General features: G+C 34.3%; 7 protein-coding genes. 5 read left to right on the plus strand and 2 right to left on the minus strand.

All coding sequences use genetic code 11. The features are described from left to right. Positions 1-12 precede the first annotated feature (12 nt). The gene (locus HGP29_RS19265; protein WP_211093343.1) at positions 13-2,331 is read right to left on the minus strand and encodes a TonB-dependent receptor; all 2,319 of its coding nucleotides are present in this window, start codon (positions 2,329-2,331) and stop codon (positions 13-15) included. Between the two features lie 340 nt (positions 2,332-2,671). Continuing rightward, positions 2,672-5,563, minus strand: a complete 2,892-nt coding sequence (locus tag HGP29_RS19270) for a carbohydrate-binding protein (RefSeq protein ID WP_168884059.1) — start codon at positions 5,561-5,563, stop codon at positions 2,672-2,674. 249 nt (positions 5,564-5,812) lie between these two features. Here HGP29_RS19270 and HGP29_RS19275 point away from each other — a divergent pair, with 249 nt between their 5' ends. From HGP29_RS19275 to HGP29_RS19295, 5 genes are all read left to right on the plus strand, one after another. Next, positions 5,813-6,697: a family 16 glycosylhydrolase gene (locus HGP29_RS19275; protein ID WP_168884060.1), complete on the plus strand. Its 885-nt coding sequence runs from the start codon at positions 5,813-5,815 to the stop codon at positions 6,695-6,697. Between the two features lie 2 nt (positions 6,698-6,699). Beyond that, positions 6,700-8,922, plus strand: a complete 2,223-nt coding sequence (locus tag HGP29_RS19280; RefSeq protein WP_168884061.1) for a glycoside hydrolase family 3 N-terminal domain-containing protein — start codon at positions 6,700-6,702, stop codon at positions 8,920-8,922. 1 nt (position 8,923) lies between these two features. Then, positions 8,924-10,696 (plus strand): DUF5060 domain-containing protein, encoded by a 1,773-nt coding sequence (locus HGP29_RS19285; RefSeq protein WP_168884062.1) that lies wholly within the window; start codon positions 8,924-8,926, stop codon positions 10,694-10,696. Positions 10,697-10,798: 102 nt separating this feature from the next. Beyond that, the gene (locus HGP29_RS19290) at positions 10,799-11,959 is read left to right on the plus strand and encodes an endo-1,4-beta-xylanase (protein ID WP_168884063.1); all 1,161 of its coding nucleotides are present in this window, start codon (positions 10,799-10,801) and stop codon (positions 11,957-11,959) included. Positions 11,960-12,199: 240 nt separating this feature from the next. Next, entirely contained in the window at positions 12,200-16,129 is a 3,930-nt protein-coding gene (locus HGP29_RS19295) for a hybrid sensor histidine kinase/response regulator transcription factor (RefSeq protein ID WP_211093344.1), read from the plus strand. Positions 16,130-16,555 lie beyond the last annotated feature (426 nt).

The raw sequence follows: 16,555 nt of genomic DNA on the forward strand, positions 1-16,555 counted from the left end.
CTTTGATTTAAATTAAAATTGATATCCCAGTTTTAGAAATAATGTCGTACCGTAATTAATAGGTCTTTCACCTGTTCCTATTCTTGATAAGATTCCTTTTGAACCATCACCATAGATATTTACAGTGGTCACATTCAATAAATTTTTAGCACCCACAGTCGCCAACAACTTCTGGTTAAAGAAGGGTTTAGTGAATGTGAGGTCCAATAAATTATAGGAGTCTAAAGTTTGAGTACCCACAGTGCCATCAGCATTTTTTGCAAACTCAGCATATGGGCTGTTGTATTTGTAAAATAAGTTGACCCTTGTATCCCATTTTCTAATGAGGTAGCTACTTCTTAATGTGATTTCATAGCTATTAAAAAATTGATCTGAAGCTTCAGAACCAGATCTGGCAAGGAAACTAAATCCGGGATCGAAGGTAAACCTCGATTTGTATTCTGTGGAAAGATTGACTGAAAAGCCTGTAGATACGAAGTTTTCTATATTTTCATATGTTCTAACTACAGGTGTATTCTCAGGTACATCTGGAGGTAATAAAGACCTATCCATCTCTACCATTTCTATTTTATTTGTAATATTATTATAGAATAGATTGGTATTAATTGACCATTTCAACTCATTATAATTTTGAGCATAAGTTGTTTGAAAATTGAAATTATCACCTACTTCTGGAGACAGATCAGGGTTACCTACTATGTAATGGTTTTGGTCCTGCATTAGATAAAACATCTCTCGCATAGAAGGAGCTCTATACCCTTTGCCATAGCTAAATCTATATTGCCAATTTTCAGAGGGTTTGTATAACAAATTGAATGAAGGAACAACAGGCACATCCATTCCTAAAAACTGTACAGTGCCATTTTTAAAGTAGGTATTATAGGTATATCTAAAGGCAGATTGAAAGGCCCAATCTTCCGATATTTGCCATTTATAAGCCGTATATAATGAATATTCATCATAGCCATTGGCCTCTTCTTCATTCACTCTTCCTCCTGATGCCTTATTGATATTCGCTTCGTATCCGACGACCCAAGTGGAGTTATAATTACCAATATCAGACAAAATATAACTACCTCTAGATGTGGCAGTGAAGAAAGAAGTGGTATCATGATCCGCTTCGTTTTCACTTAACCATTCCATATTATAATCAAGGTCCCTAACAAATTTCTGGGTTTGTTGTTCATAATAAGAAATGCCATTCATGACTTGGATTTGACTTCTATCGCTTAACGCAGCTTCAACATTAATCCCTCCATTAATACGATGCGTAGTAAATTCATTGTCTCTTGCCATATGACTTACCTTTTGGATTTTAGAGTTCAATCCAAGTTGAGGCTCTCCCAATCCTTCTGCTTGCTCATAAAATTGTTGATAGAAACCAGCAATAGATACATCCTTAATCTGCTGTTTTAATCGAACATTTCCATAGTATTGTTCTTTTGGTCTCCAGAACTTTCCTCTTTTTTCTGAATCTAAATCATACCCTAGGAACTGATTTCTTCCACCACTAACAGCTAGTGATGTATTTTCCCAACCTTTTCTAACATTAAAATCTGCATTGAACGAACCAACGGTCTCAGCGTAAGTATTGATACCTCCTTTCCAAGGTTCATCAGTTTCAGGTTTCTTAGAAATCATATTGATAGTACCCGCTAGTGCATTACTTCCGTATTGTACAGATAATGGACCTTCCACCACTTCAATTCTTTCTATATCATTTAAATTCAATTGATTAAGGTCAAAGTCATCACCACTACCGTTGACTAAAGGAAGACCATCAATAAGCATCTTTACATTAACTCCAGACAAGCCGTTAAGTATAATTCTGCTTCCTAATACATTATCGTGAATGATCTTAATATTTTGTTGTTGCTCAAGTAGATCGCTCATATTTACAGCACCTCTAGCTTCGATTTCAGCAACTCCAATACGCTTTACCTGAAATAATGAAGCGGATGCAGTGGTAGGGGTGAAACCGCCAGTGACAACAACTTCATCCAACTCATCCACAGTTTCATGCATTTGGAATTGATATCCTTCATTAGGTTTGATGGTAAAGTAGAGATCTTCGAAACCTAAATAATGAATATAGATACTGGTTTTAGTATCCACTGAATTAGCAACAGTACCGTTACTATCTGTAATACCAATTAATTTATTACTTTTTAGCTCAACAATATTAACCCCAACAAGTGGTTGATTATGTTGATCAATTATTTGTATCGATTTAATTTTTGATTGTGAATAACAATAATTACTATACGAAATCAAAAGCATTTGTATAATAATAAATTGTAATACTAATTTTTGTATTGAATTAGATTTCATTTTATATATGCGACAGTATCGCATTATTGATGTAAATTTTTTTGTTGGTACTAATTAATTGCTATGATTGTTAAGTTCTAGCTCATTACACATGACATGATTTGAAAATTACTTAAGGATAATATAAAAAGATAGTTGCACTTAATAATCGAGAGCAAATATAAGCGTATTGTTTTAGTTTTTGCAATAGTGTCGCAAAAAGTTTTTTAATAAATATTTATAACAATTTATTTTGACTAAGAATTTGAGATTAAGTTGTTGATAGTCATGTATTAATAAAAAAGTCACTTCTTATCTTAGATGATAAAAAGTGACTTTTTTACTTGGTTGATCTTATGTTTTATTGAATAACAATTTTTTTAACTGTCTGTTCAGTGGGAGTGGTAATACGTAAGATGTATGTGCCTCTAACTAAATGATCAAGAAGCAACGTATAATTATCTCCTTCAAAAGAGTCTGATTGGAGTAATTGCCCATGAATATTGAGTAACTCAAATGTAGTATGATTATTTAGTGGCACTTTTATAAATACTTTTCCGTCATTTACCGGATTTGGATAGATGGAAATTTCACTAATTTCTTCAGGACTAATTTGTCGCGAATTCGAAGTAGAAGAGGCCCAAGCTGCCCAACTATTTAAGTTAAAACCACTGCCTACAACTGTAAATCGAATAACATGTTGACCACTACTTAGATTAATATTTCTAAGGTGCATAGTTTGGAATGTTTGCCATCCACCTGTATTTGGAACCGATAGATTTCCTGTTACATCAGTACCATCAACACTAACCTTTATAGAGGCGTTATCAGAAGTACTAGCAACCCTAGGGAAGAAGTCGTAATCGTTTGCAGTTGAGACATTGACCGTATATTCTAACCATTCGGTAGCATCCATCCAACCAATATTAAATCCGCCGCCTTGGTCAGAACAGCTTTCAATATCTACAGCATCACTTCTGTATAAACCTCCTTGATTGGCAGGAGTGATATCATGAAAGGCCACACCTTCTCCTCCTGTATCATAATCTTCTGCTTCCACTCTTCCTGGAATAGCATGAGGTGTTCCACCATAAGGTGCTTGTACAACCATCGGAGTAACACTAATATTATTAATTTGATCTGTATCAATATTCTGAGTCCAATTTGAGCTTACAGGTCTGATACTCGCTTTGATCACATATCCGCTACCCACAGCAGGTGCAGTGCCAAGATCAATAGATAATGTAGTGATACCACTTCCAGCATTAACAGTTTGTACTTTTTGTCCTAACCAACTTGTTGAAGACCAGAACTCTGTCACAATATCTCTAGTAGTGTTTGCAGTATAAGATAGTTGTACATCTACTTTCGTATCACTCATAATGCTAGACGGAGGGTTCACCACTGAGATGGATTCATTTTCAACGATGTCTTGATCATATTTACTCACTTCTAAAATTACAGAACTGATATGTCCACCATTATCTGGGAAAGTGACCGAAATGGTATTATTTGCTTGTAGTAAGCTCATATTTACAGGTATCTCAATCACACCAAAAAAGTCATCTCTATTTGCCTGGTCATATCCTTTCCAATTATCAGGTACAGAGATCGTAGTATTATTAATTTTAACTACGGGTTTCTTCGATTTATTATGTTTACGTCCAATACCAAGGTGTAAGGAAGCGTATCCAGTACCTGTAGTAATTCCATTAAAAGAGAAGTCAATAGCAGTATTAGCATTAATATATTGTAAGTGCTTGCTCGTATAGTATTTTTTGTCTCTTACAACATTATCAAATTGAATAGTGTTAGTAAACTGATATTCAAATACCACAGTCTCTCCTGAGATTAAATCTACAGAACTTGGAGAACTACCTAAATTGGTGATACTCATTTGAGGGGCAGAGTTGTCATATATTCTTAAAGCCTTTTTTGTGATAGACTGTAAACCACCTAGCCCTTCTATAAAATTTAAAGCAACACTTTGTGTGTTATCGTCCAAGTTGTTAAGTGCGATATAAAGGTTTTTTCCATTGACAAAACCTTGTGCCTGAATATCTGGATTGCTAGTATTTACTTGTATTCTTTGTCCACTAACATTTTTCCATAGTTCATAGAAGTGAATCTTAGGAGAATACTTCCAACCTGCTACTGTAGGTTGACCTAAATTTGTAGGAATAAATAAAGCGGCTCCGTATGGTTGATAATTGTTAGCTGCCGTTAAATGCCATGTAGACTTATCAGTAATAAAAGGAATAGAAATGTCAATCTTATTCTCTCTGTCTAATAAGTTGAACAACATGTGGTTGATTCCTCTAACAGTTTGAATACTCTCAATATCAGTATAACTGTCTCCATAACCTGAAGCAATTGCTCCGTATTCGGTAATTGCATGAGGTTTTACAGTACCCCATTTAGCATAACTATAGGTTTCAATTAAATCAAGAATAGCTTCACTATTACTCCCTGATCTTTTATTGTTTTGTCCTGTTACATTGACACCGTCGTATAAATGAGTAGAAAAACCATCCATATCAGCCCCTGCAACATCCATAAACATTTTCATGTTTTCATTCCAGTGTGAAAAATCTTGAATTTCTAAAGATGGCCAAGCTGCAGAATAACCAATCACTTTCATGTTACTAAGTGCCGATGTTTCATGTACTTTTTTACCAATAGCCGAAAACACTTCAGCCATTTGTCGTTTAATACGATCTTCTTCTGCAAGATTCCATCCTCCTGAATAAAAATCTTTAGCATGAACAAATGGTTCGTTCATGGGTTCAAAAAACATCGGTCGATCTGAGTCTGCCACGATATCTTTATAATATTCAACGACCCAGTTGGCCGCTGCATTGGCATCTAACCCGTCCTTAAAAATATTACCAGGGTGTTCTGTTGCAACAAAGCGGTTAACAGGTTTAGTATTATTGTTACCCGGTTGCCCTTGTGGATAACTTCCAACAGGATTTCCTTTGCTTTTTGAATAGGAGAAAGGGCCCCAGAAACCTCTACTTGGAGAGACATTATAGTCACTGTAGAATTGATCGAGTTCTGCATCCGACCAATTCGAATGGAGGTTGAAAAACTTCGTTCGGTCCAGTGAAGAGGTTCCTCCAACATACCGCTGGATCTTGTGATTTATACTTACAGTGTTCTGTCCATCGGCTTCTTGAAGTAGCAAGGTGAAGAGAAGCGTTAGAAAAATTGAAGTGTAGTGTGCTGGTCTGAGATAATAAATATTATTCATAAGTATTTAATATGTAGTTGGTTAAGTAATAATTCGAAAATCAATCTAGTTTTTGAAGAGCGTTCTTATTAGAAAAAAAATGTTGAAATAAGTGGGGTGAATTTTTTAGAGGAATAAAATAGGAGTTAGATCGAAGGTACAAATCAAATACCCCCTATATAGGACTGAATTATTAAGGGAAAAAACTTTAAGGATCCATAAATTTCTTCTCAAACAATAATAAGTAGCAACTCTAAACTGATTTTATAAATGAAAACATACATTCTTCAATTCGTTATTTTATTAAATCTGACTTATGCTGTTTCAGCACAAAACCTAACGATTCCTCCCAAAAATTATGTGGATACAGTAGACATCGCAATGTCTGTAAATAGAAGTTCTGATAAACTTCCATTGTCTGACCAAGGCAACTCGGGGGAGTGGAAGTTACTAAAGAAGTTTTCTGACGAGTTTGATAAAGATAAGATCAACGAAAAAAGATGGTATCCCAATAATCCAAAATGGAAAGGAAGACAGCCTACTTATTTTCATGGGTCAAACGTTTCTATCGAAAATGGTGAGGCAGTGTTTAGAGTCAATAAACATGGCAATGAAAAATTACCGGAAGGATACACTCATACTTCAGGTTTTATCAAAAGTAAAAATAAGTTCTTATACGGCTATTTTGAAGCTGAAATGAAATTGATGAATGCCCCTTGGGTGTCAGGTTTTTGGATGACTAATGTAAGCAAAGATTGGTGGACAGAAATTGATATATGCGAGAATGCACCTGGATTATCATACAATAGAAATGATCTGAATTCTAACATACATGTATTTAGGGCACCGGAAGATCAAGGCAATGTGAAAGAGCATTTTTCGAGAACAAAGAAATTTTACATTCCATTAGAGCTTCAAGACGACTATCATGTTTGGGGTTTAGAATGGACAGAAGAATACATCCGATTCTATATTGATGGAGTATTATTTAGAGAAGCAAAAAACACTCATTGGCATCAACCTTTAGAAGTAAACTTCAATAATGAATCGAACAAATGGTTTGGGGCTATTCCTGACGATAATCGACTTGATGGTGAATTTCATGTAAAGTATTTCAGAGTTTGGGAAAGTAAGTCCACTTCTAAAGCTAAGTAAAAATGCAATTTAAAAAACTATTCCTTCTTCTTGTCTTGTGTCAATTATTGAGTTGTAGCAATAAGTCGGACCTTACCAAAAAGAGTACACTCAATCAGAAATCGACATTAGGGTTAACTTCTGAGCGAGAACATGAAATAAGAGAAAAAGTAGAAGACATGTTAGATACGATGTCTTTGTCTACTAAAGTAAAAACTTTGGTTGGAGAGTCATCAACACCTTTATTAAAACACGGAGAAGCTATTTCTGGCTATAATATAAAAGGAGCAACCACCTTACCACAACAAATAGGAATCTCTTGTTCTTGGAACCCTGAGTTATTGAAAACGAATACAGGATATACCTCAAGAATGATGAGATCTTTAGGAACAACTTTGGCACTTTCTCCAATGTTGGATGTAAGTAGAAATGCCAAATGGGGTAGAATGGAAGAAAGCTTTGGAGAATCAGAGTATCTTACAGCTAGAATGGGTTTGGCTTTTATAAATGGAATGCAAACGGATGATCTAAGCAAAGGCGTAGCGACAACTACTAAACATTTTGCGGGTTATGGTGGAAAGAACCAAAACGATTACGAATTTTTAGAAGAAATATTAATGCCACATGAAGTGGCAGTACGTTTAGGTAATACGCAATCACTAATGCCTGGCTATCATGCCTATAAAAATATTCCTGCTCACGCTTCTTCTTTCCTTCTAAAGGATATTTTGAGAGAAAAGTGGGAGTATGACGGTATTGTAGTATCAGATTATTTTGCGGTAAAACAGATCTTTACTTCTTACAATTATGCAAAAAATAAACTAGATGCATTGGTTATTGCTTTAAAGAACGGGGTTGATTTAGAAATACCTTTTGGAGATTGTTACCAGCTTATACCGGAAGCTTTAGAAAAGAACTTGATTACGATGGAGGAGGTCAATACTTCTGTACGCCGTATTCTAACATTGAAATGTCGTTTAGGTTTATTGGATGAACCTTTGATAATCAACGATACAATAGCTTTGGATAGTAAGTCCTTTAGAAATAGAGCTTATATCTCGGCAACTCAGTCGATCGTATTGCTAAAAAACAACGGAATTTTGCCTTTAAAAAAAGACCTTGAAAAGGTGGCATTAGTTGGTCCAAATGCGGCTTCTGTAGAATCTTTATTGGGTGATTATACTTATCAATCACTAAAACTATATTGGGATAAACAGCCGATTGACCGACATAATCCTGAGTTGATCACATTATACGATGGATTGCAAAATGCGATAGGACAAGAAGTAGAAATTCTATATGAAAGAGGTTGCGATTGGATGGTAGAGCGTAAAGACCCATCAAAAACAGCAAAAAGTATGATTGGTGACGAGAGAGAAAAAAATGTAGTAGAGTTGCACCAAGATCATGTGACAGATTATAAAAAAGCGATCCGTTATGCTGAAGAGAGTGATATCATTATTGCTGCGATGGGAGAGAACAGGTACTTATGTGGTGAAAGTAGAAGTAGAAATGATATTCGATTGGCAGGGGAGCAGGAGCAATTTGTCAAAGACTTGATTAAAACAGGAAAACCTGTTGTGTTAATCATTTTTGGAGGAAGGCCTCATGTTCTTACTGCAGTGGAAAAAGGTTGTTCAGCGATCATTCAAGCTTGGTATCCAGGAGAAGAAGGTGGAAATGCCGTTGCTGATATACTAACAGGTAAAGTAAATCCTTCAGCTAAAATGACGGTTACGGTGCCTAGAACAAACGAACAATGTCCAATTTGGTATGGTAAGAGGTATAAAAACAAAAAGCCATTGTATCCATTTGGTCATGGGTTATCATATACTACTTTTTCTTATGATGAGTTTGAAATTTCAGATCAGAATAAGACATCGTCTAAATGGATCACTGTAAGTTGTAACATCACAAATACAGGCCAGAGAGATGGGGTAGAGATTCCGCAATTATACATTTCTCCTAAAGGTTTATCTATGCCAAGGCCTGCATTATCATTGCAAGGATTTACAAGAGTGGCCTTAAAAAAGGGAGAATCTAAAAGAGTTACTTTCCAAGTATCACCCGAACAATTGGCTTTTTATAATCAAGAGATGAGTCAGGTCATTGAACCAGGAACCTATGAGTTTTTAATTGGGGCATCCTCTACAGACATAAAATTTTCTAGCTTAATAGAGCTCAAAGGTGAGGAGATAAAATTACCACTAAAGAATATATTCTTTTCAGAAACGCTAATAAACTAACATGAAAAATTACCTTCTTTTTGTCTTATTTATCCTTTTGAATAACAGTCTATCGGCCCAACAGGTTACCGGTGAACTTAAGGTATGGCATACTGTTACTATCACTTTCGATGGACCAGATACTTACGAAAAGGATCCTATCAATCCTTTTTTAGATTATCGCTTAGACGTTACATTTTCGAATGGGAAAGAACAATTTGTAATACCTGGTTTTTATGCAGCTGATGGAAATGCAGCAGAAACTAGTGCGGATAAAGGAAACAAATGGAGAGTGCGCTTTACACCAAATGACATCGGAGAATGGTCTTACCATGCGACTTTCATTAAAGGTAAAAACTGTGCTGTTGCTGAAGATGTATCTTCCTTTCAAAAAGTTAAGCTCGATGGTGAAAAAGGGAACTTTCATATTTTAGCATCTGATAAAGAGGGAGTTGACTTAAGGGGAAAAGGTAGGCTAAAACCTTCTAATACCCATTATTTACAGTTTGAAGGAACAAAAGAATATTTTATTAAAGGAGGAGCGAATAGTCCAGAAGATTTATTAGGGTACTTTGAATTTGATGGAACTCCTCAAAAACATCGATTTGAAAAACACATTCCAGAATGGACGGATGAAGATATTACTTGGCAGAATGGAAAAGGAAAAGGTATTATTGGTGGACTAAATTACCTTTCTTCTAAAGGAATAAATACGGTATACTTTCTGACGATGAATGTAATGGGTGATGGTAAAAATGTTTGGCCTTGGACGGAAGAACATGAACGCTACCGTTTCGATGTCAGTAAACTAGCTCAGTGGGAAATGGTATTTTCTCATATGGATAAGAAGGGATTAGTAAAACATATCATCACACAAGAAACAGAAAATGAATGCCTATTGGATATGGGTTATACGGGGATTCAAAGAAAACTATATTACCGAGAATTAGTTGCAAGGTTTGCTCATCATCCAGGAATTATTTGGAATATGGGAGAGGAAAATGGAATTACGCACTGGTCTCCTGTTGGACAAACAGAAAAGATGCGTATTAAAATGATCGAATATATGAAAGGTTTGGATCCTTACGGCAATACTATTGCGATCCATACTTTACCTACTGAAAAAGATCATGATCGTACAGTTACACCTTTACTAGGCAATAAGTCTTTAGATGGGCTGTCATTTCAAATTCACAACTTATTCCATACGTATGAAACGACATTAAAATGGAGAGAGGCCTCTGAATCTTCGGGGAAGAAGTGGGTAGTATGGTTAGATGAAATTGGCCCTGCTGGAAAAGGAGTATTACCCGATGATTTTCCTGCTCAACAAGATACAGTCCGCAAAGAAGTCATTTGGGCAAACCTGATGGCCGGCGGAGGTGGGGTCGAACATTACTTTGGATATAAGTATCCGCATAATGATCTGAATTGTGAAGATTGGTATACAAGAGATAGAATTTGGGATATGACGTTTTATGCTACAGACTTTTTCCAGAAATATCTGCCATTTACAAAAATGAAAGCGGATAATAGTCTTATCGATACAAAAGATAGCTACTGTTTTGCATTAACAGGTCAGGTATATTGTATTTATCTCAAAAATGGAGGCCAACCAACTATCGATTTGTCAGATGCCCCGTTTAACTTTTCAGTGAATTGGTATAATCCAAGAAAAGGAGGAGAGTTAATTAAATCGAAGATCAAAAAAGTTAAAGGCGGACAAAGGGTTTCATTGGGAGCTTCTCCAACTTTAGATGAAGATTGGGTGGTTTTGGTGAGGAGAATAAATTAAGGTTAATTTTTATTTCATGAAATAAATGACTAAATAGTAATGTCGAAACAAAACTAGAATAATCAACTTGACTATGGTTTTACTCTTTTAAATTCATTGAGAATGAAAACTTATAGTTGTGTACTTTTATTATCAGTACTTTACGGGTTATTCAGTTGTACAAATCAAACATCTTCTTCTTCAAAAACACCACTTACCCTCAAAGAGGCTTATAAGGATAAATTTCTTATAGGTACTGCTTTAAATACGGACCATACCAATGGTTCAGAAAAATCAACATCTTTATTAATAGAAGAACAATTTAACACCATTGTTGCCGAAAATTGTATGAAACCTGAGGAGGTACATCCTTCAGAAAATATTTACGATTTTAGGAAAGCAGATCAGTTTGTAGAATACGGTGAGAAACACAATATGTTTATCGTGGGGCATACATTAATATGGCATTCTCAGGTACCAGATTGGTTTTTTGAAAATGAAGATGGAACAACATGTTCAAGAGAACGCTTGATAGAGCGTATGCGAGAGCATATTTATACAGTAGTAGGTCGTTATAAAGGACGAATCCATGCTTGGGATGTTGTTAATGAGGCCATTGATGATTTAGAAGGCTTAAGAAAAAGTAAATGGTATCAAATTATAGGAGAAGATTATATAGAACTTGCCTTCCAATTTGCCCACGAAGCAGACCCCAATGCCGAGTTATATTACAATGACTATTCATTGATATTATCACATAGAAGAGAGGAGGCGGTCAAACTTATCAAAAAATTACAAGAAAAAGAGATTAAAGTTGATGGTATCGGAATGCAAGCACATTATGGTTTAGATTATGTGAAAATTCCTGATTTTGAGAGAAGTATTACCGAATTTTCAGCACTAAATATAAAGGTAATGCTAACAGAATTAGACATTTCTGTCTTACCATTTCCTACAGAAAAAATTTCAGCAGAAATATCTCAGAAGTATGAAATGTTACCAGAGTATAATCCTTATACTGATACACTTCCAGATAGTATACAGCAACAGTTAGCACAAAACTATGTTGATCTTTTTAAGGTGTTATTGAAATATGAAGATAAAGTAAGTCGGATAACATTTTGGGGCGTAAATGATGAACATTCTTGGAGAAACGATTGGCCAATAGAAGGAAGAACGGATCATCCTTTATTGTTTGATCGAAACAATCAGCCTAAAGAAGCTTATTATTCAATTATTGAATTAGGCGAAGCGGCAAACAATACAAAAAAACAGGTACTATAAGCCATCGTTTATATTAATACCATGATCACGGTCCTCATCATGGATAATGATGTGTTTCATTTTTTTATCTATTAATTTCTCAGTATTATTATAAAAATATGAAATGAACCGTGATCTCTTTTTTTATTTAATCAACGATTACTACTTAGACTATATATGAAGTATTATGTACTATTTTTTATTCTATTACTATCGTCTAGGATCGCAATATGCCAACAAAATGAATTCATAAAATTAAATTTGAATACAGATGGAAGGCCAATAACAGATATAAATTTAGACGATGAAGGCTTCCTGTGGGTTGGAACTTTTGGAAATGGAATTTATAAATACGACGGACTGAACTATGAGTTGTTCAATAATTCATTTAACGATTCCTCTAAGCTTAATGATAATTTTGTGAGATGCTCTCTAATTGATAGGGACAAAAACTTATGGGTTGGAACAAATAAAGGAATTAGTATTTACAGTAAGGAAAACAATCACTTTAAGTCCATTTCAGTGGATGATCAAAGAGATGTAGTGACTTTTGAGATGATTGAAACGAAAGATCAATCACTACTATTATGTACCAATTCTAAAGGTCTTTATCAGAAGACATTAGACAATAACATTATTTACTACCCAATAGAGACTGCATTAGAGGAATACTTTAAGATCAATTCAATTGCTACAAAAAATTATAGTGATTATTACTTAGCAACAAATCAAGGATTGTTTGTTTTTAATGATCAGAACAAAACGTATAAAAGGCTGAACCTAAAAGAGGTAGAAGCCAATGTAAGTATTCAAAAAGTACATATAACTCCATCCGGTCATCTTTGGATAGGCACGGTTGAAAAAGGAGTGTATATGGTTGATTTAAAGAATAATACTACCCGAAAATATCCTATTACAAATGCTAGAGTGATGGACTTTAGTGAAAGTAAATGGGGGATTTTTGCAGCAACAGAAAACGATGGGGTTTTTATCTTTAAAGAAGATGGAACCTATAAGCACCTGGAAGCTGATGCAAAAAAAGAAAATGCTTTAGCATCCAATTCTGTTTGGTCGATACATACTGTAGATCAGACTATTGTTCTGATGGGATATTACGAATTTGGGCTAGGCTTATTTGACCCTAATTTTTATAAGTTCAATCAATTAACACATGATCCGTACAATAAAAATTCTTTAGGAACGTCTTCTGTCAATAGTATCGTTATCGGTAAAAATAATGTCTTGTGGATAGGACAAGATGGAGGAGGTATAACGAAATATGAAAAGGATAATGAGAAGTATACGGTAATTAATACGTTACACCATAATCTAGTAAAAGGGTTAAAAAGTGATGCCGTTCAGGCACTATTTAGGGATAGTAAAGGACAAGCTTGGATAGCTACTTGGGGGAATGGCATTTATCATTTATCAAAAGGGAATGACCATTTTACTAACCTCACAAAGGCTAACTCAGGACTGTCTTCTGATAGGATTATTTATTTTGATGAAGATACAAAAGGTAGAATTTGGATTGCTACTTTCGATAGAGGAGTTTGTTATTACGATCAGTCAGATAACATGGTACACTATCCAAATGACGGGGACTTTGTATCGACAAGTTTATCCACAAAAGATGTGAGAAAAGTCCTTGTAGATGACAAGGATAATGTTTGGGTTGCATCAACAGAAGGTCTATTTTTTATCAATACGGCTAGTGTTCCTTTTAAAGTGAAAAGAGTATTACAAGGACAATTAGGAGGCGATAATATTCTGTCCATTTATATCAGTAATGACAACCAACTTTGGATTGGTACAGATGGCGGTGGACTGTATAGTTATGATTTGGGCTCTAAAAAATTAACTGCCTTTAATGGTAGTGATAAAATCAATAGGAGAGTAATTTGTGGCATCGTTGAAGATAATTCTGGTAATATATGGGTTACTAGTAAGAATGGAATAGGTGTTATTCAAAAATGGAACAATTCCATCAGATACTTTTCGCAGAAAGATGGTTTAGTTTCTGAAAACTTTAATTACAATGCTGTCACTTTCGATAGTACTTCCAATACAATTTATGCCGGTTCTATCAAGGGACTTAACTTTATCAATACTTCGATTATTAGGCCACAGGAATGTGAAGCAAAAATTTTCCTGAACTCTATCAATATACATCAAACCAACTTTCAAGATGATCATCATAAAGTAAGGAAGAAAATTAGTACAGGCGATAAGATTATCTTATCTCAAGAAGAGAATATCTTTTCTATTGATTTTACGGGTATTGACTTTCCTTATTCGGATAAAATCAATTTTGCTTATTATCTAGAAGGACCTGAGAAAACATGGAATTATGTAGGAGCAAACCGTAGTGTCACCTATACGTCCTTACCCAAAGGAGATTATGTTTTTCATTTAAAAGGAATGGATAATAATGGAGTTTGGTCTGAAGAAAAAACGTTAGAAATTGAAGTACTCCCTTATTGGTACCAATCAAATCTAGCGATTGGAGTTTACATCCTCTTATTTTTACTTGGGTTATATATTTTGAATAGCTTAATGAAAGCGAGAGTAAGAATATTGGAAGAAGCGAAAGGCGAAAGAGAAAGACGTTTACATGAAGAAGAACTTACAAAAGCTAAGCTTCGATTCTTTACCAACATATCTCATGAGTTTAGAACACCGCTGACTTTGATATTAAATCCCATCACTGATATGTTGTCAGGGCAATATTCGACTCAACAGTTAAAAGAGAAGAATATATCAATTTATCGTAATGCCTTAAGGTTGAAGCATTTGATTGATGAATTGATGGATTTTAGAAAATTGAACTCAAAGAAAATTAGTTTAAAAGCACAGTTAGTAGATCCAATCGAAATCATTGAAGAATCTATTTTATTCTTTGAAGAGGAAGCTGAAAGTAGAGAAATAAATATTTCTATTATCAAAGAATATAAGAAAGAACTGAAAGTATATCTTGACGAAAGTATGATTGAAAAAATCATCTTCAATCTATTTTCAAACGCTTTTAAGCTAATGGAGAATGAAGGAGAAATTACAATTTACCTATCTATCATTGGCAATTATTTCAGGTTATCTGTGGAAGATACAGGCCCTGGTATATCTGAAGAAAATTTAGATAAAGTATTTGATAGGTTTTATCAGGTAGATTCTGTTCAAGATGCCTATTATGGAGGTACTGGTGTAGGATTGGAAGTCGTTAAACAATTTGTAGATCTACATAAAGGGAAAATATCGGTAGAAAGTACTTTAAATGTTGGAACTACATTCCATTTAGATTTTCCTATTGGTGAGGAGCATTTATCTGAAGATCAGAAATACCAGACAGAGAGTATTGTAAGGAAAAAATACACACTTCCAGTAAATGATCTCAAATCTAAAAGTCAAAATGAGACATCGTCTTCTTCTAAAAAACAATCTATATTATTGGTAGAAGATAATTACGAATTGAGGTCGTATTTAAAGGAAGTACTATATCTGAATTATAATATTTATGAAGTCAATGATGGAATGGCTGCATTGGATTTATTAGAAAATAAACCAATTGATATAATTATCTCAGATGTCATGATGCCGAAAATGAATGGTTTTGAGCTTTGTAAAAATGTAAAGAGTAACTTAAAAATCAGTCATATTCCACTTATTCTTTTAACAGCGAAGAATGATCAAGAGGATAAAATAAAGGGGATCGATTTAGGAGCAGATGCATATATTCAAAAACCTTTCGATTTAGAATTGCTTCAGGTAACAATAAAACAGCTACTTAAATCAAGGCAGATTTTGTTTGATAAATTTATTGGAAAGTTTCAGGAAAATGATTTTGAAACTGAGAACACCACCAATGTAGACAAAGAGTTTTTGAAAACGATCACAGACTATATTTATGAGAATATCTCAGATTCCAATTTAAATGTTGAACAATTATCAGAGGTGTTACATCTGAGCAGAAGCCAATTGTACAGAAAAATCAAAGCATTGACGGGTTTAACGGCAACAGTATTTATAAAAAGAATACGATTGGAAAAAGCAAAACAGATGATTCTTTCTGGGAATTCCAATATCAGTGAAGTTGGGTATCAAACAGGTTTTTCATCTCCTTCTTATTTTTCAAAATGTTATAAAGAGTACTTCAATATCTTACCAACGCAAGAAGTAAAGAATATAGAGGTCTAAGGAGATTACCATTGATCAAAAGGGTACTTATTAATTAAATAGCTCGATGATAAGTCGGGTTATTTTTTTGTATTTACCACATGTAGTTGAAAACAGTATCTTATCAGATTCCATGAAATAAAAGATATGTTGCATCAAATAAGACAAATGATGCATCATATGTCAGAATCAACATTTTTACCACAAATAGCTTCATTTTTTTTATATGTATTAAGTACGATTAATCAAATTGCAGTATGAAAAAAAAGTCAAGCGAACAAAATGTTCACTCTAGGAAATTAGTAGTACTAGAGGTCTTGGTTATTACTAGTTTAATTGGTCTAATCATTTTAATAGTAACAATTACTTAAAAGTTAGGCCAATAGTTTCGACACAATTTGATGCCCTACGGCAATTTTTTTACTTAAAAACCGAAATGAAAATATT

Source organism: Flammeovirga agarivorans (genome assembly GCF_012641475.1).
In the GTDB taxonomy this organism is placed as follows: domain Bacteria; phylum Bacteroidota; class Bacteroidia; order Cytophagales; family Flammeovirgaceae; genus Flammeovirga; species Flammeovirga agarivorans.